Origin of the sequence: Acinetobacter sp. WCHAc010052 (assembly GCF_002165295.2) — a bacterium.
Classification (GTDB): Bacteria; Pseudomonadota; Gammaproteobacteria; order Pseudomonadales; family Moraxellaceae; genus Acinetobacter; species Acinetobacter chinensis.
This window is the reverse complement of record NZ_CP032143.1, coordinates 92,367-116,259: the sequence shown is the minus strand read 5'-3', so window position 1 is coordinate 116,259 and position 23,893 is coordinate 92,367. Positions and strand designations below refer to the sequence as shown.

General features: G+C 45.1%; 23 protein-coding genes and 1 pseudogene. 6 read left to right on the top strand and 18 right to left on the bottom strand.

Annotated features, from left to right (window positions below):
• Window positions 1–91: 91 nt before the first annotated feature.
• Window positions 92–1,457 (top strand): annotated as a pseudogene (locus CDG61_RS00935) (MATE family efflux transporter).
• Window positions 1,458–1,500: 43 nt separating this feature from the next.
• On the opposite strand, the gene CDG61_RS00930 reads toward CDG61_RS00935, so the two are convergent.
• The 9 genes from CDG61_RS00930 to CDG61_RS00890 form a co-directional block, all read right to left on the bottom strand.
• Complete coding sequence (locus tag CDG61_RS00930) at window positions 1,501–2,313, bottom strand: ABC transporter ATP-binding protein (RefSeq protein ID WP_087549715.1); 813 nt, start codon at window positions 2,311–2,313, stop codon at window positions 1,501–1,503.
• 18 nt (window positions 2,314–2,331) lie between these two features.
• The gene (locus CDG61_RS00925; RefSeq protein WP_087549714.1) at window positions 2,332–3,093 is read right to left on the bottom strand and encodes an ABC transporter permease; all 762 of its coding nucleotides are present in this window, start codon (window positions 3,091–3,093) and stop codon (window positions 2,332–2,334) included.
• Window positions 3,093–3,950 (bottom strand): ABC transporter permease, encoded by an 858-nt coding sequence (locus tag CDG61_RS00920; protein WP_228199599.1) that lies wholly within the window; start codon window positions 3,948–3,950, stop codon window positions 3,093–3,095. Before CDG61_RS00920 ends, CDG61_RS00925 begins: the two co-directional genes overlap by 1 nt.
• Window positions 3,951–3,971: 21 nt before the next feature.
• Complete coding sequence (locus CDG61_RS00915; protein ID WP_087549712.1) at window positions 3,972–5,039, bottom strand: ABC transporter substrate-binding protein; 1,068 nt, start codon at window positions 5,037–5,039, stop codon at window positions 3,972–3,974.
• A 24-nt stretch (window positions 5,040–5,063) separates the two neighbouring features.
• Window positions 5,064–6,569: a hypothetical protein gene (locus tag CDG61_RS00910; protein ID WP_087549711.1), complete on the bottom strand. Its 1,506-nt coding sequence runs from the start codon at window positions 6,567–6,569 to the stop codon at window positions 5,064–5,066.
• 13 nt (window positions 6,570–6,582) lie between these two features.
• The gene (locus tag CDG61_RS00905) at window positions 6,583–6,798 is read right to left on the bottom strand and encodes a TOBE domain-containing protein (protein ID WP_087549710.1); all 216 of its coding nucleotides are present in this window, start codon (window positions 6,796–6,798) and stop codon (window positions 6,583–6,585) included.
• A gap of 110 nt (window positions 6,799–6,908) precedes the next feature.
• Entirely contained in the window at window positions 6,909–7,610 is a 702-nt protein-coding gene (locus CDG61_RS00900; protein ID WP_087549709.1) for a Crp/Fnr family transcriptional regulator, read from the bottom strand.
• A 159-nt stretch (window positions 7,611–7,769) separates the two neighbouring features.
• Window positions 7,770–8,717: a TauD/TfdA dioxygenase family protein gene (locus CDG61_RS00895; RefSeq protein ID WP_087549708.1), complete on the bottom strand. Its 948-nt coding sequence runs from the start codon at window positions 8,715–8,717 to the stop codon at window positions 7,770–7,772.
• A gap of 263 nt (window positions 8,718–8,980) precedes the next feature.
• Entirely contained in the window at window positions 8,981–9,826 is an 846-nt protein-coding gene (locus CDG61_RS00890) for an SDR family NAD(P)-dependent oxidoreductase (RefSeq protein ID WP_087550004.1), read from the bottom strand.
• A gap of 201 nt (window positions 9,827–10,027) precedes the next feature.
• Between CDG61_RS00890 and CDG61_RS00885 the strand changes: the two genes are divergently transcribed.
• The 3 genes from CDG61_RS00885 to phoR all read left to right on the top strand — a co-directional run bounded on the left by CDG61_RS00885 (window position 10,028) and on the right by phoR (window position 13,062).
• Window positions 10,028–10,738 (top strand): TetR/AcrR family transcriptional regulator, encoded by a 711-nt coding sequence (locus tag CDG61_RS00885; RefSeq protein ID WP_087513670.1) that lies wholly within the window; start codon window positions 10,028–10,030, stop codon window positions 10,736–10,738.
• 239 nt (window positions 10,739–10,977) lie between these two features.
• Complete coding sequence (phoB, locus tag CDG61_RS00880; RefSeq protein WP_087513669.1) at window positions 10,978–11,688, top strand: phosphate regulon transcriptional regulator PhoB; 711 nt, start codon at window positions 10,978–10,980, stop codon at window positions 11,686–11,688.
• Window positions 11,689–11,697: 9 nt separating this feature from the next.
• A complete protein-coding gene (gene phoR, locus CDG61_RS00875) occupies window positions 11,698–13,062 on the top strand; it encodes a phosphate regulon sensor histidine kinase PhoR (protein WP_087549707.1) in 1,365 nt (454 codons plus the stop codon).
• A gap of 154 nt (window positions 13,063–13,216) precedes the next feature.
• Here the strand turns inward: phoR and asd are convergent, their stop codons facing one another.
• From asd to CDG61_RS00850, 5 genes are all read right to left on the bottom strand, one after another.
• The gene (asd, locus tag CDG61_RS00870; protein ID WP_087513667.1) at window positions 13,217–14,068 is read right to left on the bottom strand and encodes an archaetidylserine decarboxylase; all 852 of its coding nucleotides are present in this window, start codon (window positions 14,066–14,068) and stop codon (window positions 13,217–13,219) included.
• Window positions 14,065–14,910, bottom strand: coding sequence for a sulfurtransferase (locus CDG61_RS00865; protein WP_087549706.1), 846 nt, complete (start codon window positions 14,908–14,910; stop codon window positions 14,065–14,067). Before CDG61_RS00865 ends, asd begins: the two co-directional genes overlap by 4 nt.
• Window positions 14,911–15,045: 135 nt before the next feature.
• On the bottom strand, window positions 15,046–16,251 hold the full coding sequence (pncB, locus tag CDG61_RS00860; protein WP_087549705.1) for a nicotinate phosphoribosyltransferase: 1,206 nt from the start codon (window positions 16,249–16,251) through the stop codon (window positions 15,046–15,048).
• Window positions 16,252–16,366: 115 nt separating this feature from the next.
• Complete coding sequence (locus CDG61_RS00855; RefSeq protein ID WP_087549704.1) at window positions 16,367–16,897, bottom strand: ankyrin repeat domain-containing protein; 531 nt, start codon at window positions 16,895–16,897, stop codon at window positions 16,367–16,369.
• Window positions 16,898–17,083: 186 nt separating this feature from the next.
• Window positions 17,084–18,601, bottom strand: a complete 1,518-nt coding sequence (locus CDG61_RS00850; RefSeq protein ID WP_087549703.1) for a catalase — start codon at window positions 18,599–18,601, stop codon at window positions 17,084–17,086.
• Between the two features lie 229 nt (window positions 18,602–18,830).
• Here CDG61_RS00850 and dtd point away from each other — a divergent pair, with 229 nt between their 5' ends.
• A complete protein-coding gene (gene dtd / locus CDG61_RS00845; protein WP_087549702.1) occupies window positions 18,831–19,271 on the top strand; it encodes a D-aminoacyl-tRNA deacylase in 441 nt (146 codons plus the stop codon).
• Between the two features lie 73 nt (window positions 19,272–19,344).
• On the opposite strand, the gene CDG61_RS00840 is transcribed toward dtd, so the two are convergent.
• The 4 genes from CDG61_RS00840 to serB all read right to left on the bottom strand — a co-directional run bounded on the left by CDG61_RS00840 (window position 19,345) and on the right by serB (window position 22,548).
• The gene (locus tag CDG61_RS00840; protein ID WP_087549701.1) at window positions 19,345–19,854 is read right to left on the bottom strand and encodes a PEGA domain-containing protein; all 510 of its coding nucleotides are present in this window, start codon (window positions 19,852–19,854) and stop codon (window positions 19,345–19,347) included.
• Window positions 19,855–19,920: 66 nt separating this feature from the next.
• The gene (locus tag CDG61_RS00835; protein WP_087513661.1) at window positions 19,921–20,400 is read right to left on the bottom strand and encodes an SCP2 sterol-binding domain-containing protein; all 480 of its coding nucleotides are present in this window, start codon (window positions 20,398–20,400) and stop codon (window positions 19,921–19,923) included.
• 175 nt (window positions 20,401–20,575) lie between these two features.
• Window positions 20,576–20,911 (bottom strand): ciprofloxacin tolerance protein AciT, encoded by a 336-nt coding sequence (aciT, locus tag CDG61_RS00830; RefSeq protein WP_087513679.1) that lies wholly within the window; start codon window positions 20,909–20,911, stop codon window positions 20,576–20,578.
• Between the two features lie 416 nt (window positions 20,912–21,327).
• Entirely contained in the window at window positions 21,328–22,548 is a 1,221-nt protein-coding gene (serB, locus tag CDG61_RS00825; RefSeq protein ID WP_087549700.1) for a phosphoserine phosphatase SerB, read from the bottom strand.
• A 77-nt stretch (window positions 22,549–22,625) separates the two neighbouring features.
• Here serB and CDG61_RS00820 point away from each other — a divergent pair, with 77 nt between their 5' ends.
• Window positions 22,626–23,882: a hypothetical protein gene (locus CDG61_RS00820; protein ID WP_087549699.1), complete on the top strand. Its 1,257-nt coding sequence runs from the start codon at window positions 22,626–22,628 to the stop codon at window positions 23,880–23,882.
• The last annotated feature ends 11 nt before the right edge of the window (window positions 23,883–23,893 follow it).

Genomic DNA, 23,893 nt, shown 5'->3' with positions numbered 1-23,893 from the left:
AGAGGATTGTGGGATGATAGCGTCAGTGAGCAAAGTCTGATCATTCACCCGAATGATCAGACAGAGTCCAGCAGGAGCATACTGAAAACACATGGCACAGACTCAATTAGTCAACCAGGAAAAATTCTGGAAAACATTTCTGGTTTTTCTGCTTCCTTTGATTGCAACCAATATTCTGCAAAATCTGTCAGGAACGATTAATACTGTTTTTGTTGGGCAGATGATGGGCGTGGATGCGATTGCTGCCATTTCGGTTTTTTTCCCAATTCTGTTTTTTCTGCTGGCTTTTGTGATTGGTATCTCATCCGGTGCAACGGTACTGGTCGGTCAGGCATGGGGAGCAGGCAATACAGAAAAAGTTCGCTGTGTCGTGGGTTCCACGCTGTTTATGACGCTGATCGGTGGCAGTATTATTGCCATTACAGGAGTTCTGTCCGCGCACAGAATTTTAATCCTGCTGGGTGTAGACCCAAGTGTCATGCACCTGTCCCTGCCCTATGTGCAATGGATGCTGGCCGGTAGTCCGCTGCTGTTTATTTATATTATCTATACCTCGATTCTGCGGGGTGTCGGTGACAGCGTGACGCCCCTGATTGCGTCCAGCATGACCATTATTATCGGTATTATTATTACGCCTGTCTTTATTGCAGGTTACTTCAACATGCCGAAACTGGGCATTATTGCGCCTGCCCTTGCCACCAGTATCGGTTATATCGCGGTGCTGATTTTTTTATTTATTTATCTCAATAAAAAAGATCATCCTTTAAAACCCGATGCTTCATTATTCAGTCATATCAGACATCAGCCCCAGCTGAGTAAAATTATTCTACGGCTCGGTATTCCAACCGCCATTCAGATGGTCACCACCTCGACAGCTGGTCTGGTGATTATCGGACTGGTCAATCATTATGGAGCACATGCCACCGCTGCCTATGGTGCCGTCAATCAGGTGCTGAATTATATTCAGTTCCCTGCGCTGTCCATTTCTATTGCAGCATCCATTTTTGCTGCACAGGCGATCGGGGCTGGAAAATCTGAGCTGTTACGCAAAGTGACCCGAACTTCTCTGATGATGAATATTGCAATTACAGGTGGACTGATTGCAATTGCCTATCTGTTTTCCCGCTATCTGATGGCACTTTTCATTACCGATGATACCGTGATTGAACTGGGCCAGAATCTGCTGTTTATTGTGCTGTGGTCAATACTGTTTTTTGGTGCTGCTTCTATTTTTGCCTCGATTATGCGGGCAAGCGGAACAGTGACCGTTCCCATGATCTTAAATATCGCAGCGATTGTGTGTATTGAAATTCCTGCTGCGTGGCTGTTCAGCGAGTGGGGGGGGGCTGAAAGGCATCTGGTACGCTTATGCGCTCGCCTTTGTCAGTCTGTGTATGATGCAGGGGCTGTATTATCAGTTTGTGTGGAAGAAAAAAGCGATTAAGGCACTGATTTAAATCTCAGCATTAAAAAAGCCTGTCTGAAACAGGCTTTTTTGTTTTACCAGGTCAACTGAAACCTTTCCAGAATCTGTGGTTCCACCACTGTACTGTCCTGGAAATCCTGCAGAATATCGTTCTTGATTGCAGCCAGCCGATAATCATCCCGCTTTCGTGGACGTTCCAGACCGACATTGACAATACGTTTAATCCGACCCGGATGAGGCTGCATCACGACAACTCTGTCACCAAGCAATACCGCTTCTTCCACATCATGCGTCACCAGTACGGCCGTGATTTTTTCACTTTGCCAGATCCGCTGTAATTCCTGTTGCAGGTTCGCACGGGTGAGTGCATCAAGCGCACCAAAAGGCTCATCGAGTAATAAAATCTGAGGTCGGTTCACCAGACTTCGGGCTATCGCGACCCGCTGGCTCATCCCTCCTGACAATTGTGCAGGATATGCCTTTTTAAAATTTTCCAGCTGAACCAGCTTTAAATTGTAATCAATCAGCTCTGCTTTCTCAGCTCTGGAAAGCTGACTCTGCTCAAGGGCAAGCCCTACATTCTGCTCCACTGTGAGCCAGGGAAACAGCCGATGATCCTGAAATACAATCCCACGGTCTGCACCTGTGCCTGTTACGGCCTGACCATCAATCAGAATACTTCCGTTAAATTCAGCATCCAGTCCAACCAATAATCGCAGTAAGGTCGATTTTCCACAGCCGCTGTTGCCGACAATACTGACAAACTCTCCTGGCTGAATATTCAGATCAATCTGATCAAGGACATGCAGCGGTTCTTTTTCATGAGGGAAGTATTTATCCAGCTGCTGAATCTGAACACTGCCTCTTTGTTTAATCTGTTGATTCATATAATGCTCTTATTCTGTTTATGTATTTGCTGACTGACGCCAGCGCAAATTATAGTTTTCAAAGAACTGTGCTGTTTTTGAAAAAATCAGCCCCACCACCGCTATGACTGCCATGCCGTACAGAACAATATCCATTCGGAACAGGTTCTGACCATCCATAACCGGATTGACAACACCCACCGAAGAAACAAAGAAATACTCAGCTCCAACTGTTGCCACCCAGGAATACACCAGTGCGATATTCAGACCTGCAAAAATACTTGGTGCAGCCGAAGGCAAAATTACTTTCAGAAAAACCTGTACAGGACTCAGCTGATAAATCTGTGCAACCTCCAGCACCTGTGCCGACACATGCTTTACCCCATCATAGGCATTGAAAAAAACAGGATAAAAAACCACCAGCGCAATAAAAATAATCTTGGATAATTCACCATGTCCAAACCACATAATCATGAGCGGAATCCAGGCAAAAACAGCGACATGCTTGATCGCATTTAAAGTGGGAGAAAAAATAAGATCAAGTTTCCGGCTTAACCCCAGAGCAACGCCTGTAGCTATGGCGACCAGACTGCCCACAATAAATCCTGTTGTATTTCTGAGCAGGCTGTACAGTACATTTTCCGTCAGCTCTCCTGAAACCCATCCTGAAACAAATGCATGCCAGACATCCATGGGCGGTGCAAGCAAAGCAGGATCAACCCATTGCTTCGTACTGACCACATACCAGATCACACCCAGCAGCAATGGAATCACCCATCCTCTTAAATCAATTTTTTTCATTATCTGTTCCTGTGTAGATTCCAGCCTGCAAACTGCTTCTGAATCAGACTGATCAACAGATCAAAAGCAAATCCGACCAGCCCGATCACAACCACGGTTGCCATCACCACATCAAGCTGAAAAATCTGCCGTCCATAAACCATGACATAACCAATGCCCTCACTCGATGCCAGCAGTTCAACAGCAACCAGTGCACCCCATGCGCTTGCCAGTGACAGCCTGAGTCCACCGATAAAACTGATAAAAGCACCGGGTAAAATTAACCGCTGGAAACGCTTCCATCGACTCAGCTGATAAACCTCTGCAACCTCCACCAGCTGGACGGGAATACTCCGTACACCTTTAAAAACATTCACGGTCATCGGAACCAGTGCTGCTTTGGCAATCAGGATAATTTTCAGTGCTTCATCGATACCCACCAGTAAAATCAACAGAGGAATCCAGCCGACCACAGGCACCAGATTAATGACTTTAAACAAAGGCCAGAGATACGCCTCCACAGAGCGGGATAAGCCCATAGCCAGCCCCAGCAATAAGGCAATCAGAATACCTGCGCTGAATCCATAAACAATCCGGCTCAGACTGATGCTCAGATTACTCCACAGCTCACCCGACAGATAAAGATCCTGTAAAGCCTGCCACACCAGCGATGGCGCAGGCAGCAACAATGGATTCACCCAGTTGTGCTGTACTGCTTCATGCCAGCTGATCAGCAACAGCAATGGGAAAATCAGCCCTGTGCCCAGCTGCAGAATCCATCTTTTTCTGAATATCCCGATCAGTGCTGAAACAGCAGATGGGCGGCTTTCAGGTTCAAGTACCGCGCTTTTTAAATCCAGATTTTGCTCAAGCATCATATTTCTCCTGCTTCTGAATGCTTACTTTCCATTTGCATTCAGTGGAGTCCAGAACCCCTGAAGATTTAAACTTTTCAATGCACTGTTGACATATTTCGGTTCAATCCAGCTGTCTACATCAATATTGCCGCGTATCAGTTTAAGATCCTGCCCTACTTTCAGTTTCTGCTTGATCAAAGTCACGTTATAAGCATCCAGAATAGGGGCTTCATGACGTTTCAGATCAATGCCACTATTGGCTTTAACAAACGTGTTGTAAGGCAAGCCGGATTTGGACCAGAGTTTAAACAACGCTGCTTTGTTCTGTGGCTGACTTTCCCATGCGGCCTGTCTGACCAGAACATTCACCACTCGCTGAACCGTTTCAGGATATTTCTGCTCAAACTTTGAATTCACCAGCACATAGCCCGACAGTTTGTATAAGTCAGGCTCCTGCTTCGTGTTGTAAATAATTTTCGCAATTCCCCGATCCACCACAGACTGAATGGAGACGTTGCTCCAGATCGCATCAATGTCACCACTGGCAAGTGCCGAATACCCGACAGGTCCATCCATGTTGACAAAACGGAAGTCTTTTTCACTCAACCCATATTTTTTAATGACACTGATAATGGACAGATGCAGATTCGTTCCTTTAAAAAAGCCGATTCTTTTCCCTTTTAAATCTGCAATCGACTTTGCTGTAGAGCTGGTAGGTACTGCAAGATAAGTATTGTCATTGGTTCCTCCTACAGCGACCAGACGGGTATCCAGCCGGCTGGATTTTCCAATCAGCGCAGGCAGATCTCCCAGCCAGGTAATATCCACCAGCCCATTTGCATAAGATTCATTAATTGCAGGTCCAGCACCTTTAAAGTTATTCCACTGAATCTTAATGCCGTCTTTCTGGAATTCTTTTTCCAGCAGTCCCAGCGTCTGGGTCGTTGCATAATAATTGCCATACCCCACCGGGCGGTTACCGGTACCGACCATCGGAGACGCCAGACGGATCACACCCGGTTTTTCCTCAGCGGCCTGAAGCGGTGCGGCAGCCAGCAGAACCGAGGAGGCAACAGCGGCATTCAACAAAATTTTTGACCATAACAACATAAAAAATTCCTCTGAATAATAAAATTAAAATCCGTACTGGAACTGTGCGACCAGCTCGTTATATTTCTGATGGGTTAATTCGTTATTGACATGATTCAGGTTGATCTGAAGTTTGGTGGTTTCGGCAAAAAATGCATTCAGTCCCAGGCTGTGAATATCAATACTCTGCTGATTCAGACTTTTGTCCCGATCGATGCTGTCAAAACGGTAAAATGCCTGATAGGACTTCGGCCACCAGTCGTCATAACGCCCCTGGTTACGGAACCCTTTTACGAACTGTTCACCAAAATTCCAGAACAGCGTGCCTGTATGTGATTCACTTTTACGGTTGCGGGTCTGGTTCTGACCGATATAGATTTCGTCTTCACCCTGAACATATTCATAGGTGACACCAAAGGGATGATGGTTGTAATAGACATCTATCCCCTGACGCAGAACATCGCCCTTTCCTGCAAAAGCCGCACTGTTGCCACTTAGATCAAACAGATTACTTTTACCCTGATACCAGGACAGTCCCAGACTCAGTTCACGTAACCATGAGTTATATTCTGCAGGGACGGTATAACGCAGACGCCCGATAAAGTTTTTATCGTCATTGTCATCCGATTTATTGGCACCATTTCCATTGACGACACCAAAGGCATAACTGATCAGTGGCGAGCGGTAGTTATAGCCATAGTCCACGATTGGGAAAGCATCCCCTCGAACAACCACCCCAACTTCACGCAAAGCAAGCCCATAGCCATAACCTGGCAGACTGAACAGCGCATTGTTAATGGTTGGTTTTAAATCTTCAGTCGCCTGAACTTCCTGACCAAATGGCAACAGTTGCTGCCCGACCGTGACCGACAGCCTGCCGGTATCCAGGCTCAGTGTGGGCAATACGTTGTAAATGAGCTGGGCATCGAGCAGATTAAGATAGCTGTTGTTGGTTCCAGTCTGCGGAGAGGTACCAAAGCGCAGATTGAAATCAAGGTTTTTACCCTGTTCATAGTCCTTGTACAGATTTCCTGCAAATCCAACCTGTACCGCTCCCAGATCAAATGACGAGTGTCGGTCCTGAACGGCTGATCCGATATTTGTGCCTACAGGTACGGTGCGCTGTGCTTCATCCAGATAGGATGCCTTGACCTGTACCACCCCATTGACCAGCAACTGTCGGGTGGATAATGCTGTTTTTGTATCGCGGTCACGCTGTACCTGATATTTAAAGTTTTCAATATCACTCTGTACCCCTTGCAGTTCTGCCTGGGTTACGTACTGACCATCTGCCTCATTTTCCGCACCTTCCTCGTCAGAACTTTCTGCAAGTAATGCATCTGTTTCAGACAATGGTGCTGTCGGCTGACTGACAGCAGGATCTGACTTCTGTGCCTTGAGACGACCAATTTCCTGTTTCAGCTGTGACAGAGACTGTTCAAGCTGGCTGACCTGCTGTTGCAACTGAGTCACATCAGTTGCATGTGCTGCCGAAATACTGGCACTCAATATGCTCAGTACAGAAACCCCAGATAAAAATAACTGTTTCATAAATCTGTTTCACCTACAGCTTTGCAAGTGAAACATCGGTGGATTTAATCAGGACAATCACCTGAGAACCGACCTGTAAATCTAGCTCATCCACTGAACGGGTCGTGATCACGGATGTAAACACACCCGAAGCTGTCACCACATCCACTTCAGAAACCACATCCCCTCTGACGATTTCCTGAATTGTCCCTTTTAACTGATTACGGACATTAATCGACTGAATTGTCATTTTTCCACCCTCTTTATATTAAGAGGGTAAATATCCGATATATTCCAAAGATTAAAAAATAATATAAAGTGATTTAATTATGAGTTTTAAATAATAACAATAATACAATTTTAAACCAGATTAACCTGATGCCTTAAATAATCGGAGTTTTTAATAATAATCTTTTCATATTCCCATACGAGTATATTATTATGGACCATATTTTTTATTTCACGGTTAATCGTCTGCCTGGATGCAGATAAAAATTCAGCAAGATCATGCTGTGAAAGTTTAAGCTCAATTTCTGTACCCATGCTGTGATATACCCCATACTGCTGCATAAAGCCCCATAGAATCCGACACAGTTTCTGGTGCAGACTGGCAACATGTAAAAATTTGAGTTCCTGCAGCAATGCCTGCATCCGTTTTGCAGTCAGCTCAAAGATACTTGAAAACAGGTTGTTGTTATTATTCATTTTACTTAAAAGTATATGTTCAGGAATAATCAGTACTGTGACCTGATTCAGGGCATGATAATCATAGTCCAGTGCCTGTTTATTCAGGCATGGAACAAGATTCATCAGGTTTTTATCTGAATAATAATGAAATGCATGATAACGCCCAGATGGACTTAAATAACCCACCTGAACAATACCATCCAGCAATACATAAAAAGCATCCGTACTGTTTTGATGACTCAGTATGACTTCACTTTTATAATATTTTTTAATCTGACTGTATTTTAAAATATCATCCACATCTTCAGCAGACATACTTTTAAAAATATTTATAACCGTATCTTTAAATAAAACCTGATTAATATGATCCACCATAATATCACCCCCTTATTTATCCATTCATTCAAATATTAAATAAGAGAGTAAAAATTATCGAATCATTTATTCTTAATAGATTATCTTTTTTTGAAATATCCAGCATTCAGTATTTCCTTAAGGATTTGACTGAATGCTGAATCCGATCAACACACCTGATTATGAAACTTTTTCATAAAGACCATCATTGGTCAGTCGAAGATCAGAAACATCAAACTTCTGTTCCTTACGAAGAATCTGGCTTGGCTTGCCATCTACGCCGACTGGGATATCCCCTTCGAGGGTAACACGGCGCACAACACGGTGCTGATCTCCATAATCATTGATTGCGCGGTGCTGCGTTGCACGGTTATCCCAGATCGCAACATCACCCTGTTTCCAACGCCAGCGCACCATATTTTCCTGCTTAATGACATAGGACTGGAACAGATCAAACAACTTTCGGGAATCTGAAGTACTGAATCCGACAAAACGTTTAAAGAAATGTCCAAGTAACAGGGTCTTTTCACCTGTCTCTGGATGAACCCGTACCAGTGGATGCTCAGTTTCATACTCAGTGGAATTAAACACACCTTTATACTGTGCCAGATATTCGGGACTGACACTGATCTGACCTGCATAGCCCGCATAGTCATAATCATTGCTGTGTACTGCCCGAAGCCCGTTTGCCAGTGCTTTGAGTGGCTCAGGCAAAGAAGCGTAGGCAGATGTGGTGTTTGCCCAGGCTGTATCGCCGCCTGCTTCTGGTGCCACAATGCTGCGTAAAATCGAAGCCTTAGGATATGCATCAATAAACGTGATATCGGTATGCCAGCTGTCTGCACGCGCGCCACGCGAATCCAGTTCCAGAATATGGTTTGATCCCTGTTTGACTGGAACCGTCGGATGATTCAGTGGCGTACCCAGTCGTGCAGCAAATGCTTCCTGTCCAGCATCATCCAGCTGATGCTGATCTCTGAAAAAGATAGCTTTATACTGCAGCAGTGCCTGATTGATTTCAGCAACAACTGCCTCGTCCAGATCGGCAGACAGGACAACGCCCTGAATTTCTGCGCCAATCCGCCCATTGACCGGTTTTACCTGAATATGTTGATAATTTTGACTCATGTGATTTCCCTCTGAATGTTTTGCAATAGTGTTATCTGTTCATTTGTGTAGCCTGTGAAATCATCATGCCCACTTCTTTTATTCTTTTCTGTCAAATAAATGACAATTTTATGCTCAATTTCAGATAAGAAAATCTATTCAGAAAATATGCTGTCAGACATAACTCTTTTTATTGATCATTCAGTATTGCCTGCTCAGTGCAGTCAAACAGCTTCCATAAAAAAACCCGCAAAATGCGGGTTTTCCTGGTCAGTATTCAGAACTTATTTCGGTTCCAGACGCTTACTCATTTTGGTCGCCAGACCCGTAATTTTCTGATAACCCGTCGGCAGAATACGCTGAACAATATCCAGTGTTTTCGCATCATTACCAATCAACAGACGACGTTTGTTTTTCAGCACAGCATCCAGAATTTCCTGAGCTGCTTCTTCTGCAGGCATACGCAACAGTTTGTTGAATGCTTTCGCTGACTTTTCAGGATTCATACCCAGTGATTTCAGGCTGTCATTCATACGGGCATCGTTGGCAATATTGGTACGGATACCCCCTGGGTGTACACAGGTCGCACTTACACCACATTTTTCCAGGTCCAGTTCCTGGCGTAACGCTTCAGTAAAGCCACGTACCGCAAACTTGGATGAGTTATAGGCAGACTGAGTTGGCTGAGCTGTCAGACCAAACAGACTGGACGTATTGATGATATGACCATCACCTGATTTTTTCAGATACGGTAAAAATTCTTTGGTGCCGTACACAACGCCCCAGTAGTTAATCCCCATGATCCACTCAAGATCTTCGTAGCTCGCCCCTTCAACTGTCGAACCCAGTGCCACACCGGCATTATTGAAAATCAGATTGACTGAACCGTGATTCTGAACCGTTTCTTCAGCCCATGCTTTCATCTGCTCACGGTCTGCCACGTTTACTTTTTTACTTGTAACACGCACGTTATAAGGTTTGGTCAGTTCTACAGTCTCAGCCAGTCCTTTTTCGTTGACATCGCTGATGGATAAATGACAGCCAGCTTTCGCAAGAAGAACTGCCAGCTGCTGTCCCATACCTGAGCCCGCACCAGTAATTGCAGCGACTTTGTTTTTAAAATTTTTCATTGTCTTTCCTTTGTCAAAATTCCGCACAAAGTTTACCCATGTGCAGCTCACACCCTCAATATAAATTTGACAATAGATATTGTCAATATCATCCATCCATGTTTTACTGATGAAATATTACACAAACAACCTGACATAGGCTTCTGCTGATTTTATTGATAAAATATTCTAGTTTGCACGGTTCATTTGGCACAATTTCATATGACTTACTCAGATACAGATCATGATGTAAAACCCACCGCCTCTACAGCGCCTGTTAAAAAAACGGTCAAAGAGCGTCAGTTCAAAGGCATGTCCCTGAGTGAGCGAAAACAGGCTCGTCGTGACAAACTGATTGAAGCTGGAATTGAAGCCTATGGCTCTCAGGGTTTCTTTTCAGTGACTGTGAAGGATATCTGTGTAGAAGCGAAACTCACTGAACGTTACTTCTACGAATCCTTCAAAAAGAGTGAAGATCTGTTTCAGACCATTTTTTTACAGCTGATTGAACAGCTGCAGCAGACCGTCATGCAGGGTGTCATGCAGGCATCGCCTGAACCGCGTCAGATGATTCACAGCGGACTTCGTGCTCTGTTTTCCATGCTGAAAGATGACCCGCGCACCGCCCGGATCATTTATGTCGATGCCATGCTGGTTCAGGAACTGCATAATCACGCCACCATACAGGAAACCATGGGTCGTTTTGACCGGATGATTCAGGCTTTTGTCATGCTGATGATGCCCCGCATTCCCCGCAGCGAGCAGGAAATTTCCCTGGTCGCAACCGGACTGAACGGTTATGTCACTCAGATTGCTGTCCGCTGGGTGATGGGTGGCTTCAGACAGTCACTTGATGAAATTGTTTCTGCCTGTGAAACCGTGTTTCTGTCACTGCTGGAAACATTTGCAGAACACGCTGAACTGCCCGGCTGATTCTCAGTTAAAGCGGTATTTTCAGATGCTGTTCAATTCAAAAAACTGTTTTATTTAATTTTTTTCAAAAATGGCATTGTCTTGAACTGTTCATGAATTCGTCTGAAAATTGTCACAAAAGGTTGCAATAATCAGCGATAGCCCCCTTTCTGCAATGATACTGTCATAATTAATCTTTGTAATAAGCCTGTCATAAATAAAAAGCGGTCCACCGTTTACACTAATTAGGATATTACGTTGTGAAAGATGACTACATATTAATCGTCGATGACGAACTTCCAATCAGAGAAATGATTCATACCTCTCTGGACATGGCAGGCTTTCAGTGTTTGCAGGCTGAAGATGCCAAACAGGCTCACCAGATGATCGTGGATCAACGTCCATCGCTGATTCTGCTGGACTGGATGCTGCCAGGCGGTGTCAGTGGTGTGGACTTATGCCGCCGACTGAAACGTGATGAAAACCTGAATGAAATCCCAGTGATCATGCTGACAGCTCGTGGCGAAGAAGACCATAAAGTACAGGGTCTGGATGCAGGCGCAGATGATTACATGACAAAACCATTTTCCACACGTGAACTGGTGTCCCGTATCAAGGCTGTTCTGCGTCGTGCCAATGCGCTCAGCGGTGAAAAAACCATTGATGCCAATGGACTGATTCTTGACCCTGTCAGTCAGCGTGTCAGCTTTGGCAACAACATTCTTGAAATGGGACCCACTGAATATCGTTTACTTGCCTTTTTCATGACCCATCCTGAACGTGCCTATACCCGTGCTCAGTTACTGGATCAGGTCTGGGGTGGTAATGTATATATTGAAGACCGTACAATTGATGTCCATATCCGTCGTCTGCGCAAAGTGCTCGAACCTTATGGTGCTGATCGCTTTGTACAGACTGTCCGTGGTACGGGCTACCGTTTCTCCACCCGTGCCGATGTTGCTTTAGGTTAATCTGACTGTATGTATGAACCCTACCCCGTCCCTGAACTTGCCCGTGAACATAAAAAATTCCGATACAGCAGTTTATGGGCTTTTGCCAAACAGGACTTACGCTTACTCGCTTTTTTCCTGCTGATTGCGGCCTGTGTTGGCTTTGGGACTGGGTATTTATGGAGCTGTCTGCTGCTTGCATTTGCGGTATTTTTTGCATTACAGCTGCGCTCGCTTTTCCTGGTCAATGAATGGATTTCCAACCGTCCCTATGATGTTCCACCCAATCTGGATGGAATATGGGGCGCACTGCTGTTCAATGTTTACCGTGCTCAGCGTCAGGAACGGATTGTTCAGGCAGAAATGGTCGGACTGATCGACCGTGCGCAGTCATCACTGGTTGCACTGGCTGAAGCTGTGGTACTGATTGATGAAATGCATCAGATTGAATGGTGGAACCCGGCTGCTGAAAAACTGCTGGGCATTCAGTCACTGGACCGTGGACGCAACATTCTGACCATTCTTCGTCAGCCTGGTTTTATTGAATACTTCAATCATATTGATCAGGCACCCGATGGTCTGAAAATGAAATCTTCAGCGTTTGAAGACCATTATGTTCAGATCAAAATGACCCGTTTTGGTGGTGAAAGCCGTCTGCTGGTCGCCTATGATGTCACCCGTATGCACAATCTTGAACAGATGCGCAAAGACTTTGTCGACAACATCTCTCATGAGCTGCGTACGCCCCTGACCGTGCTTAGTGGTTATATTGAAACGTTTACTGATCAGGAAGACCTGAATCCCCGCTGGAAACGTGCATTTGACCAGATGCAGGCACAGACCAAACGCATGAATGCACTGGTCAATGATTTACTGCTGCTGTCGCGCCTGGAAAATGACAAAAAAGTTGCAAAAAACCAGATCGTGGAAATGCCAGGACTGATGAATCAGTTATTTGATGATGCTCAGGCATATAACGTTGATTATGGTCACACCCTGAACCTGGACATTGACAGTCACTGTGATCTGATCGGTTCAGACATTGAACTGGCGAGTGCTTTCAGCAATCTGATCACTAATGCCATCAAATACACCCCGAAGGGTGGAACCATCACCATTGGCTGGCATGACGATCATGATCATGGCTATTTTACTGTCGAAGACACAGGGATCGGAATTGACCCACGGCACTTACCCCGTCTGACAGAACGCTTCTATCGTGTGGACAGCGCCCGAAGCCGACAGACAGGTGGCACCGGCCTGGGTTTAGCCATTGTGAAACATGTGCTGATGCAGCATAACGCTTATCTTGAAATTGAGTCACATGAAAATCGGGGCTCTGTCTTTAAAGTGGTATTCCCTAAAGACCGTCTGTTCAAAGCAGATGAAACCTGAGTTTCTGCTGAAAAAGACACAGACGCTGAAGCATTATCATGTGTAGGTAAATGCGTGGGCACAGACGTGAAATGAGCGACAGTATCAGACATAAAAAATGGGAGTTTACTCCCATTTTTTAATATTCATTACAGCATTCAGCCTGATTCATCCCTTACAGAATTTTCCCCAGTGCTTCACCCATCACAACAGTTGAGTTTGCTGTAAACGCTGCATCCCACTGCATTTTATTCTGTTCAAACAATACAATAGCTGTTGAACCCAGATAGAAACGTCCAAGCTCTGCACCTTTTTCCAGTTGCAGGCTGTGCTGGTTCAGTTCAAGACGACCTGATGGTTTAACCTTGCCGGTTGCAACCGTTTCAATACCTGCAACAATCATGGCTCCGACCAGTACAACTGCCATACGCCCGACTTCTGTGTCAAACAGACAGACCATGCGTTCATTACGTGCAAATAGCCCTGGAATATTTTCCGCTGTGGTCTGATTCACTGAAAACAGTTCACCAGGCACATACAGTGTTTCAGTCAACGTGCCTGCAAAAGGCATATGTACACGGTGATAATCTTTTGGAGAAAGATAAACCGTTGCAAATTCACCATTCTTAAACGGTTCTGCAAGACGCGGATCTGCAATCAGTTTTTCTACAGAAAAACGCTGACCTTTGGCCTGGAAAACATCGCCATTTTCAATTTTTCCGAGCTGTGAAATCGCACCATCAGCAGGTGAAACAACACTGGCAGGATCGGTGTCCACATCACGCACACCCTCTTTCAGAGAGCGGGTAAAAAATTCATTAAATGATTTATATTTCAGTGCATTGGTCTGTTCAGCAATAGACATATCAATACCGTATTGCGCTTTAAATGCCTGAATAACTGTATTTTTAATCAGTGGGTTTTCACTTGCTGCAAGTTTTCCCACAACGCGGGATAACTGATGCTGTGGAACAACACGCTGTGCCTGGATGAAAATCTGTTTTTTTAATCGTGATGTGAGGCTCAAGACGGCAACTCTCCAGTAATGACAGGACTATCGAGGCGGTTGCCCCATTCACTCCACGCACCATCATAAGCCTGTATATTCCAGCCCAGCAAGCGTCCGAGTATGTAGGCAAAACCTGAGCGGTGATGCGACTGACAATATACAACTACGGGCTTTTCCAGATTGAATCCAGCCTGCTCAAGTCTCTGTTGAGTGCGTTCAAGTGGCTGCAATTTTAAATGATTTTGTCGGTTAAGGGCAGTACTCCATTCAAAATGAAGTGCACCTGGTATATGACCACCGCGTCGGGCTGCCAGACGCTGACCAGTATACTCGTCTTCAGTGCGGCAGTCCCACAGCTGAATGTCCTGATTATTGACCTGATTGAGCAGGCTCTCATATTGAATACGGTATGTCTGCTCTACAGGTGTCCAGGAAATCAGCTCATTCACCGGTTCAGATTTTTCTGTCTCAGCCGATGTCGGATAACCCTCAGCAAGCCAGGCATGAATACCACCATTCAGCAGACTGACCTGCTCAAAACCGATGCAGTGCAGATTCCAGATTAAACGCCCTGCCCATGCGCCACCTTCATCGTCATAAACCACAACATGGTGCTCTGGCGAAATATTTAAATAACGGACCAGGGCTTCAAGCCCATCCTGATCAGGTAAAAGACCTGACGCATACTCTTCCTGACGAACCAGCAGCTTCGGTTGGACATGAAGCGCATGAGGCAGATGCAGCTGTTCATAAACTGAACTTCGGCTCAGATCGACAATCCGAAGTTTCTCATTTCCCAGATGAGGCACAAGTTCTTCGGCTTCAACCAGCAAGCCGAAACTGAGGGCAGATTGAGTCATAATTTTCGGTTTTTATTGAAATCAGATGCTCAGATCTTAACACAGCTCATTTGCACAATATTTCAGATTTTATGTATTGCTTTAGCAGAATATCAGATAAGCCTTCAGCATTTGACGGTCCTGCCTTCAGATGAATTATTCTTCAGTCTGAATATCAAACACCTGTCGCAGATATGCGAGGAACGTATCATTATCGGTCATGGTTTTACCTGGGCTGTCAGAAATTTTTGCCACAGACTGACCGTTACATTCCACCAGTTTCAATACAATATTCAGTGGCGTCTGTCCCATATCATTGGTCAGGTTGGTTCCAATCCCGAAGCTGACCTGAAAACGGTCTTTGAAGTACTGATGTAAAGACCAGGCTTTTTCCAGGTTCAGACCATCACTGAAGGTCAGCATTTTGCTTCGACTGTCCACTTTCAGTTTACGGTAATGCGCGTAGGCTTTATCGCCCCATTCATACGGATCACCACTGTCATGACGTAAGCCGTCGAACAGTTTGGCAAAATAAAGATCAAAATCACGCAGGAATGCATCCATTCCCACCACATCGGTCAGTGCAATCCCCAGATCACCACGATATTCCTGAACCCAGGTTTCCAGTGCTGCTTTTTGAAAATCACGCAGACGGACATCCAGTGCCTGGAACGCCTGCAAAAATTCATGTGCCATGGTTCCAATCGGTGAAATACCCAGGTTTTTTGCAATCAGCACATTGCTGGTGCCCCGGAAGATCTGAGGCACAGCGGCATGAAAAGTCTTGATCACGTGCAGTTGCCAGTCATAACTGTAACGGCGTCGGGTTCCAAAATCTGAGACCAGAAAAGGAGGATCAGCAGGATTCTGCTGTTTTTCGTATTGCTGAATCAGTGCAATTTTAGCTTTTAAACGACGTTCGCCTTCTTCCAGTACCTGTTCACTGCGGATTCTGCGGAAATACAGCTCATTGACAATAGCCAGCACGAAAATTTCAAACATCATGGCCTGAACCATAGGGCCTTCAACCCAGATGTCCAGCCGTCCCTGATCATCCAGTCCTGCATGAATAAAGCGTCGTTTCAGCTGAAACAGTTCAAGGTAATCAACAAAATCGCTCTTTATAAATCTCAGACTGCGTAAATAAGTCAGTTCATCATCAGCAAACTTCAGCTGACACAGATGATCCAGCTGTTCATTCAGATCATCCAGAATGTCTGTCAGTGGATAGACTGTGTCTTCCAGATTTCGGCAGCGAAAATGGTACACACTGTGCGTCTGAGGGAATTTGTGCAACACCACCTGTAACATGGTGAATTTGTACAAATCAGTGTCCAGCAAGGATTGAATGATTGGAGCCATATCTCTGAAAAATTTCGCTGTGCTTTTTGCATTAAAGCATACTTTTCCCAGTGGTATTGCAAGTTTTACATACAGCTAACTGAATTCCAGACCAAAGTCCAGTTCGTGTGCATGATTATTTCCTGTCTCTGGCTGAATCTTTTTCCAGAGATGCCACAATCTGCTGTAACTGTTTTTCCTGCCCAATCACCTGTGCAAATTCAGCTGCTGTCTTCTGCCCGCGCTGACCTGCAGCGGCGTCACAATCGACTTTACGCAGCTGCCTGGCAATAGAAAATTCCATTTTAAACAGTGCGCCCATTAAAGCGGTATTGCCCTTGCTGTCACGTGCACAGCGGTCAGCGCCATGCGCCAGTAACGAGCTGACAATGCCCTGATGACCATAATATGTCGCCATCATGAGTGGTGTGAAACCTGAAGCATTGCGTACATCAACGGGAAAACCATGCTTTAAAAATTCATTGATGACGTCTTCATTGCCTGTTTTGGCTGCAGCAAAGAAGATGTCAATCAATTCCTGTTGTGAGGTCATCTGAACATTTACAGCGGTTTTCGTGAGGGAGATATCCTGTGCAAGGGTCACATTTGCAAATGCTGAACTCACCGCAAGAATACTGACTGAAAATATACGTTGCATCATGCTCATAATTAACTCCAACAAAAATCGAACAGTGAACTGGACTGAAAATCATTCATTCCATTCAGATCAAAGAATAAAAATCAGTGCCTGTAAAACCCATCCCAGGATTGCAGGAAAGGTATAGAGTTTTACAGGACTTTCTGTAGGTGATGCCTTAGTCCTGGTCACCAGTCTGATTCAGACCAACCGTAATCAGTCTTTCAGTTGTGCAGCTTTCGCTTTAACAGTCACCAGATTGCCGTTTACAGCTTTCGTCATACGCATACCGTAGTCAGCATCTGCTTTGTAGAAGTAAGACAGCATGATGTGCCTGGTTTCAGAATCTTTAACGTTGCCTAAGTCAGCCGCTAAATTCATAATCAAGTTATCTTTTTCTTTAGCCGTATATGAACGGTAAAGCTCGCCTGCCTGCTTGAAATTCTGCTCTTTCACAGCAATTTGCTGCACTGTGCCAGTAAGCGGAGTCTGAACTGCACGCGCTTTTTCAGTTGCAGGTTTTGGTTCCATACGGCTTGGTTCGTAGTTCACGTCAGATGAAGTACCGCCAACGTTCATGTAGCCATCCTGATTGTTGTTGTTTACAGCAACAACTGGACGGTTGACAGGGATTTGCTGATGGTTCGCACCTAAACGGTACATTTGAGTATCAGAATAAGAGAAGATACGACCCTGTAACAGGCGGTCTTCGGATGGCTCAATACCAGGCACCAGGTTACCTGGAGCCAATGCCACCTGTTCCGTTTCCTGGAAGAAGTTTTTCGGCATACGGTTCAGGGTTAAAGTACCGACTTTGGTTTCTTTCACTAAATCTGTAGGCCAGATTTTCGTTGGATCCAGGGGATCAAACTCAAAGCTGTTCAGGTCTTCAGGCTCCAGTACCTGGATATAAAGATCCCATTTCGGGAATTTTCCAGCATTGATGCTGGCATAAAGATCATTGGTCAAATGATTGAAATCTTTACCCTGCTGTTCCATCGCTTCTTTAACATTCAGACCTTTTACGCCTTGTTTAGAGCGGAAGTTGAATTTAACGTATCTGTATTCGCCTTTATCGTTATAAAGTTTGAATGCATGTACGCCAAAGCCGTCCTGTTCGCGGTAGCTGGCTGGAACACCGTGGTTGCCATACACATAAGTCAGCATGTTGGTTGCCCATGGCTGGCTGGACAAGAAGTCAAATACGCGGTTTGCATCCTGTACGTTACTGACTGGGCTTGGTTTCATCGCGTGAATGAAGTCAGGGAATTTGATCGCATCACGGATAAAGAATACTGGCGTCTGGTTACCCACTAAGTCCCAGTTGCCTTCCTGTGTATAGAACTTGATTGCAAAGCCGTGCGGGTCACGTAAAGTTTCTGGAGAACCTTTACCATGAATTACAGTTGAGAAGCGTAAGAATACTGGCGTTTTAGTCCCAGCTTTAAACATTGAAGCAATGGTCAGATCAGACAGATCTTCAGTCGCAATAAACTCACCATAAGCACCCGTACCACGTGCATGTACAACACGCTCAGGAATACGCTCACGACCAAAACGCTGTAACTTTTGAACCAGCTGAACATCCTGAAGTAAAACAGAACCATTCGGACCTGCCGTAATCGAGTTCTGGTTATCACCAACCGGTGCACCATTATCTTTGGTTAATGGCGCTGCCTGAACCGCCACTGTTGCTGTTGCCAACATGGCAACAAGTAAAGAACGCTTAAACATCGTCTTCATCTCACTATAATTGATCCTTTCCTGCCCCGCTAAGATAGCCATTCTTTACAAATAGACAAAACAGATAATATTTATTATTTCAATCGCACTAACAGATAGATTGTTTTTTATTTTAATTTTTCAGAACATTAACGACTGATCACCTGTAAAAACTGCATTGCCCTACAGTCAGTTTGCTACAATTCACACTTGTCAAATTCAGCAGGAAAAGAAACCCCATATGCGTGCCTTATTACAGCGTGTCCTGGAAGCGAAAGTCGTGGTCGATGGCGAAACCACAGGTGAAATTCAGCATGGAATTTTAGTTTTTCTGGGCATAGGCAAAGAAGATACGCTGGAGAAAGGGCAAAAACTGATTGATAAGATTCTGAAATACCGCTTTTTTGATGATGAGCAAGGCAAAATGGGCTGGAATGTCAGCCAGGCAGGCGGTGGTTTACTGCTTGTTTCACAGTTCACACTGATGGCACAGACACAAAAGGGTTTACGTCCTGACTTTGGTACTGCTATGCCACCTGACACGGCAAAAGCGCTTTATGAGCAGCTGGTGGACTATGCCAGAAGTCAGTTCGGACAGGTGCAGACGGGTATTTTTGCAGCGGACATGAAAGTACATCTGGTCAATGATGGACCGGTCACATTTAACCTGGAAGTTGAATAGAACAGATGCTGATATAAAAAAAGCCCTCAACTGCGGGCTTTTTTTATATTGAAATTCCAGACAAGGTGCAGAGTTATAAGGATGCAATCAACTCAGCACGCTGCATCATCTCTGCTGGAATGTCCTGTACAGGCATGACCGTTAAAGACGGTTCATCTGTCTTTGTGACCACATCCGGACTGGCATCCAGCACAGCATTCACATCAGATGGAGTCAGGCTGTACATAGCACCTGTGACTGGATCTACAATCAACAGACCGACCAGACCACCCAGAAGAACATTTGCAATATACCAGCCATTTCCGGTACCACGCACATGAACGGTTTTCGCCTGATACCCTTCTTTCTCAAATCTGACCTCATAAGCTGCGGCTTTAAAATAACCCGCCCCCCTTTTTAAGGTGACCGTTACCGGTGTTGTTCCTGTATGAATTTTTTCACCGGCTTTATTGGTGATGGAAATCGACGCTTCTTCTGGAACAGACCTGAACGTCAGTGTCTGATTTGCCCCAGAAATAATACTTGCACAACCTGTCATGCCCAGTGATACAGCAATCAAACCTGATGTTATTATTTTTTTCATAAAAATACCCCCTGTACAGGAGGTATTTTTAACCATTAAAACATTTATATTCAATGGTTTTTTATCTTATTTACCTGTTTTTTCTTTAATGAATGCACGGGCAAGTCTGATTTTTTCTTTGACAGGTTTTGGCAGTTTAGGTGGAATCAGTTTCGCCGCCTGGTTAAACCATACCAGTAAACCAAAATCACCTTCCATTTTAATGGTACCACTTTGCATACCTGTCATGAACGCTGAAGGGTCACCTTTCACCAGTGTTTTCACACCCTGTTCGCTGTCTGCAAACTGGAGAATAAAATCTGCTTTTTCTGCATCACCGGCAACAGTATCAATCTGTCCATTATCTACAATAATCTGGCGCGCCATGCCCAGATCTGTACCGATCTGGATGCGGAACTGACGTTCGTGAACCAGCTCAATAAATTTTGGACTTGTACGGGCAAGCTGCTTCATGCGCAGTGCCAGACCCGCCACAAGCAGATCAAGTGGATCTGTGCTGACATCGACCAAAGGTAATTTCACGACTGGAATCGAAGAAAGTTTCATGACATTTAAGCCTGTTGTAATTGTTGGAAAATTAACTGCCTCATCCTAGCATAAGTTGCTGTTTCTGCATCAAGGCTTTGTATAACAATCATTAGTCTAAGGTAAAAAAAAATGTACACTGCTGTACATTTTTCGTGTTTCTGTTTTGGTCTGACACCGTGCTGTCTTAAAGCAATCAGCGGCTTGAAATCTGCTGACGCTCTTCTTCATAGACAGGAGTATGTTCTATATAACGGCGTTTTGCCATTGCGCGCTCTGCGCGACGGTCTTCACGCAGCAGCAGTAAGGTCACCATACCCATTGCCAGTGTCAGTGCAGACAGATAGCTGTAAGCAACCGACAGCTCAAACAGGTTCTGAATACCAAAACGTACTGTTTCCAGTAAGCCCCAGAACACCATGCCTGCGACCATGAATCCCAACCAGCGGCGATAAGGCGAGAAGAAAACAGCAATCACAGCAGCTGCCACTAAACCTGTGCCAGCTATGGTTGCCAAATTCGCTGTTACCATATGAACCTCCGTCATCCAGAACTGTTTCCTGCACCTGCATTCTGACCAGTTCCATCACCGTTTTAAGTTAAATAAAAAATTCCAGTTTTTTGTACTTTGTCTCTATGGAAGCATTATGAGGAGTTTTAGCGATAAAAAAAGTCCTGCTTTTTCCTCATACGACATATTTTGTCGCCATATTATTTTGTCATTACATTTTTTGTAATTTCGTCTTTTGTGGAAGTGAGACAGCATCATGCTCAGCGTGTCATTACAAAAAAACAACGCCATTTTCATGCAATAAAAAAAATTTTACCGATCCCGATAATCGTTTTTCTTTAAGTCGATGGAATGCAGTCATCTATCGGAAATACACGGATTTATGCAAAAAAAAAGCGCGACTTCAGTCGCGCCATTTCATAAAAATGCAATATATCTCAGGCTCTGTTCAGGTCTTTGTCATGCACACCCAGCAGATAAAGAACACCATCCAGACCGACACTGGAAATTGCCTGATTGGCATTCTGACGCACCAACGGTTTTGCTCTGAATGCAACACCCAGACCTGCAATTGAAAGCATAGGTAAATCGTTGGCACCATCTCCTACCGCAATCGCCTGCTCCAGGGAAATCCCCATCTTATCGGCCAGCTCACGCAGCAATAATGCTTTTCGCGCACCATCCACGATATGCCCTTTCACTTCTCCTGTGACCACACCGTCCTGTACATCCAGAATATTGGCATGCACTTCATCTATGCCCAGTTTCTGCTGAAGATATTCTGCAAAATACTGGAAACCACCGGACAGAATGGCTGTTTTATAGCCCAGGGCTTTTAAGGTTGAAATCAGACGCTCCGCCCCTTCTGTAATGGTCAGCCGTTCTGCAATGGCAGGCAGTACTGATGCATCCAGTCCTTTGAGCAAGGCAACCCGCGCACGGAAACTCTGCTGAAAATCGAGTTCACCCTGCATGGCACGTTCAGTGATCTCAGCAACCTGATCGCCAACACCTGCCTCAATGGCAAGCTCATCAATCACTTCCTGTTCAATCAGCGTGGAGTCCATATCAAAGCACACCAGACGACGGTTGCGGCGGTATGCATTGTCTTCCTGTACCGCAACATCCACACTCAGTTCCGTGGAAAGACGCAGGCAAGCCTCACGCATTGCCGCAGAATCCAGCATCTGCCCACTTAAACCGAACTGAACACATGCCCGTTTGGGCGCATCTGCAACATTGACAAGATCAGGACGCCCAGAAAGTCGGGTCACAGTTTCAATGTTGAAGCCCTGACTGGACACAATACGGGTAACAGCCTGTAAATGAGATGCGGTCAGTTCAGGTGCCAGTGCCGTCACAATATAGCGTGTCCGTCCACCTTCACTCACCCATTGGTCATATTCTGTTGCAGAGATAGGCTTAAAGCGAACAGTTAAGCCAATATCATGTGCTAAAATCAGAATTTCCTTCATGGCTAATGCTGTAGCTGTCTGGTCATCTGACGAAACAACAATACCTAAAGTCAGCTGGTTATGGATGACGGCCTGACCAACATCCAGGATCTGTAAGGAATGAGTGGATAAAACCTGCATTAATCGGGTGAACTGATTAGGCTGGTCGGGTCCTAAAAATGAAATAAGAATGATTTCTCGCATGAATTGACTCGAATCAGAACTGCAACTATTGTGAGAATCATAATCGAAATTGAATATAATTGCCTTGGAAGTTTACGTTGAATGCGCCTAGACAAGGGCTGTTTGCCAGCCTGCTGATTGTAAGTTTCGCGTTGCACACCTTTTTATTAGTGGTTGCAACCACTCACCAGCTAAATGAAAACCGTGCCAGTCAGGGACAGCTCATGACCAGTCAGCTGGTTACAGACAGTCTTTCTGAGTTATCTCCTGCCAATACAGTGTCACTGGCGCTGCTGGTGGATCGTTACGCCACCAACCCAAGTGTTGCATCCATCCGTATTCTCGACGCTGGCAATCAGGTTCTGGCGACGGGTGGTCAGGCAAAAACAAGAAATGGTGAAGTTTTTGTCCGTGATGCACTTCAGAATGAGAAAAAAGCCGGAACGGTTGAAATTACACTGATCAAACCGAGTATCGGGGAAATTCTGCGTACACAATGGCTGGCGATTCTGACTTCACTGTTCCTGCATGGTCTGCTGTGGCTTGCCTATCGTGCAATTGCCCGTCCAAGCCGTACAGAATACCTTGCCCGTATTAACAATGAATCCCGTCTGAAACATGAGCTTCAGACACTGACCCAGGCACTGGAGCAGGAAAAACATAATTCCGCTGTGGCGATTGCTCAGGTACAGCAGCAGGTTCAGGTTCGGATTAAACCCAAAGAAGCCAAAGCCACTGTGGAAACAGACAACAACACCGTTGCTCTGAATATTCAGTTTTATGATCCAAAGCAACTGCTGGATTCGGTCAATAATACTGTATCCATTCCCTACTTCAATCTGTGTCAGATCTTCCTGAACAAAAGTATTGAACTGTGCTTACAGCATTACAAACTTAACCGTTCAGATATCACCACGGTTCAGCAGTTCTGTGAACAGGGTGCAACATTGACTATTTCTGCTGAGACACCCAACTCGGTTGAATGTCTGACCATGATCGGCACGGTATTTCAACTGCTGTCTGACGTACTCTATAAACGCTACCGTGAAGAAAAACGCTTTGTTTTACAGACCCGAAGTGCGGTTTCCAGTGCGGTGGATGCCATGCAGCTGAGTTCTGTTCAGGCGGCTGAACGCCTTGTACAGCACCTGTCTGCCAAGGAAAGCGCGGTACATTTACCGGCTGAACTGCTGAAAGAAATTTCAGACCATTATCAGTTGGTCAACATGCCAAATCCTGCCAATGTACTGACCCGTCAGGCATTTATGATCAATGGTATGGACAGCACGACTGCTGAACTGGCACAGACTTTAAGAACCGATATTCTGAAAGGCAAGCAGTCCCGGGCATCCTGAGACACTGATTG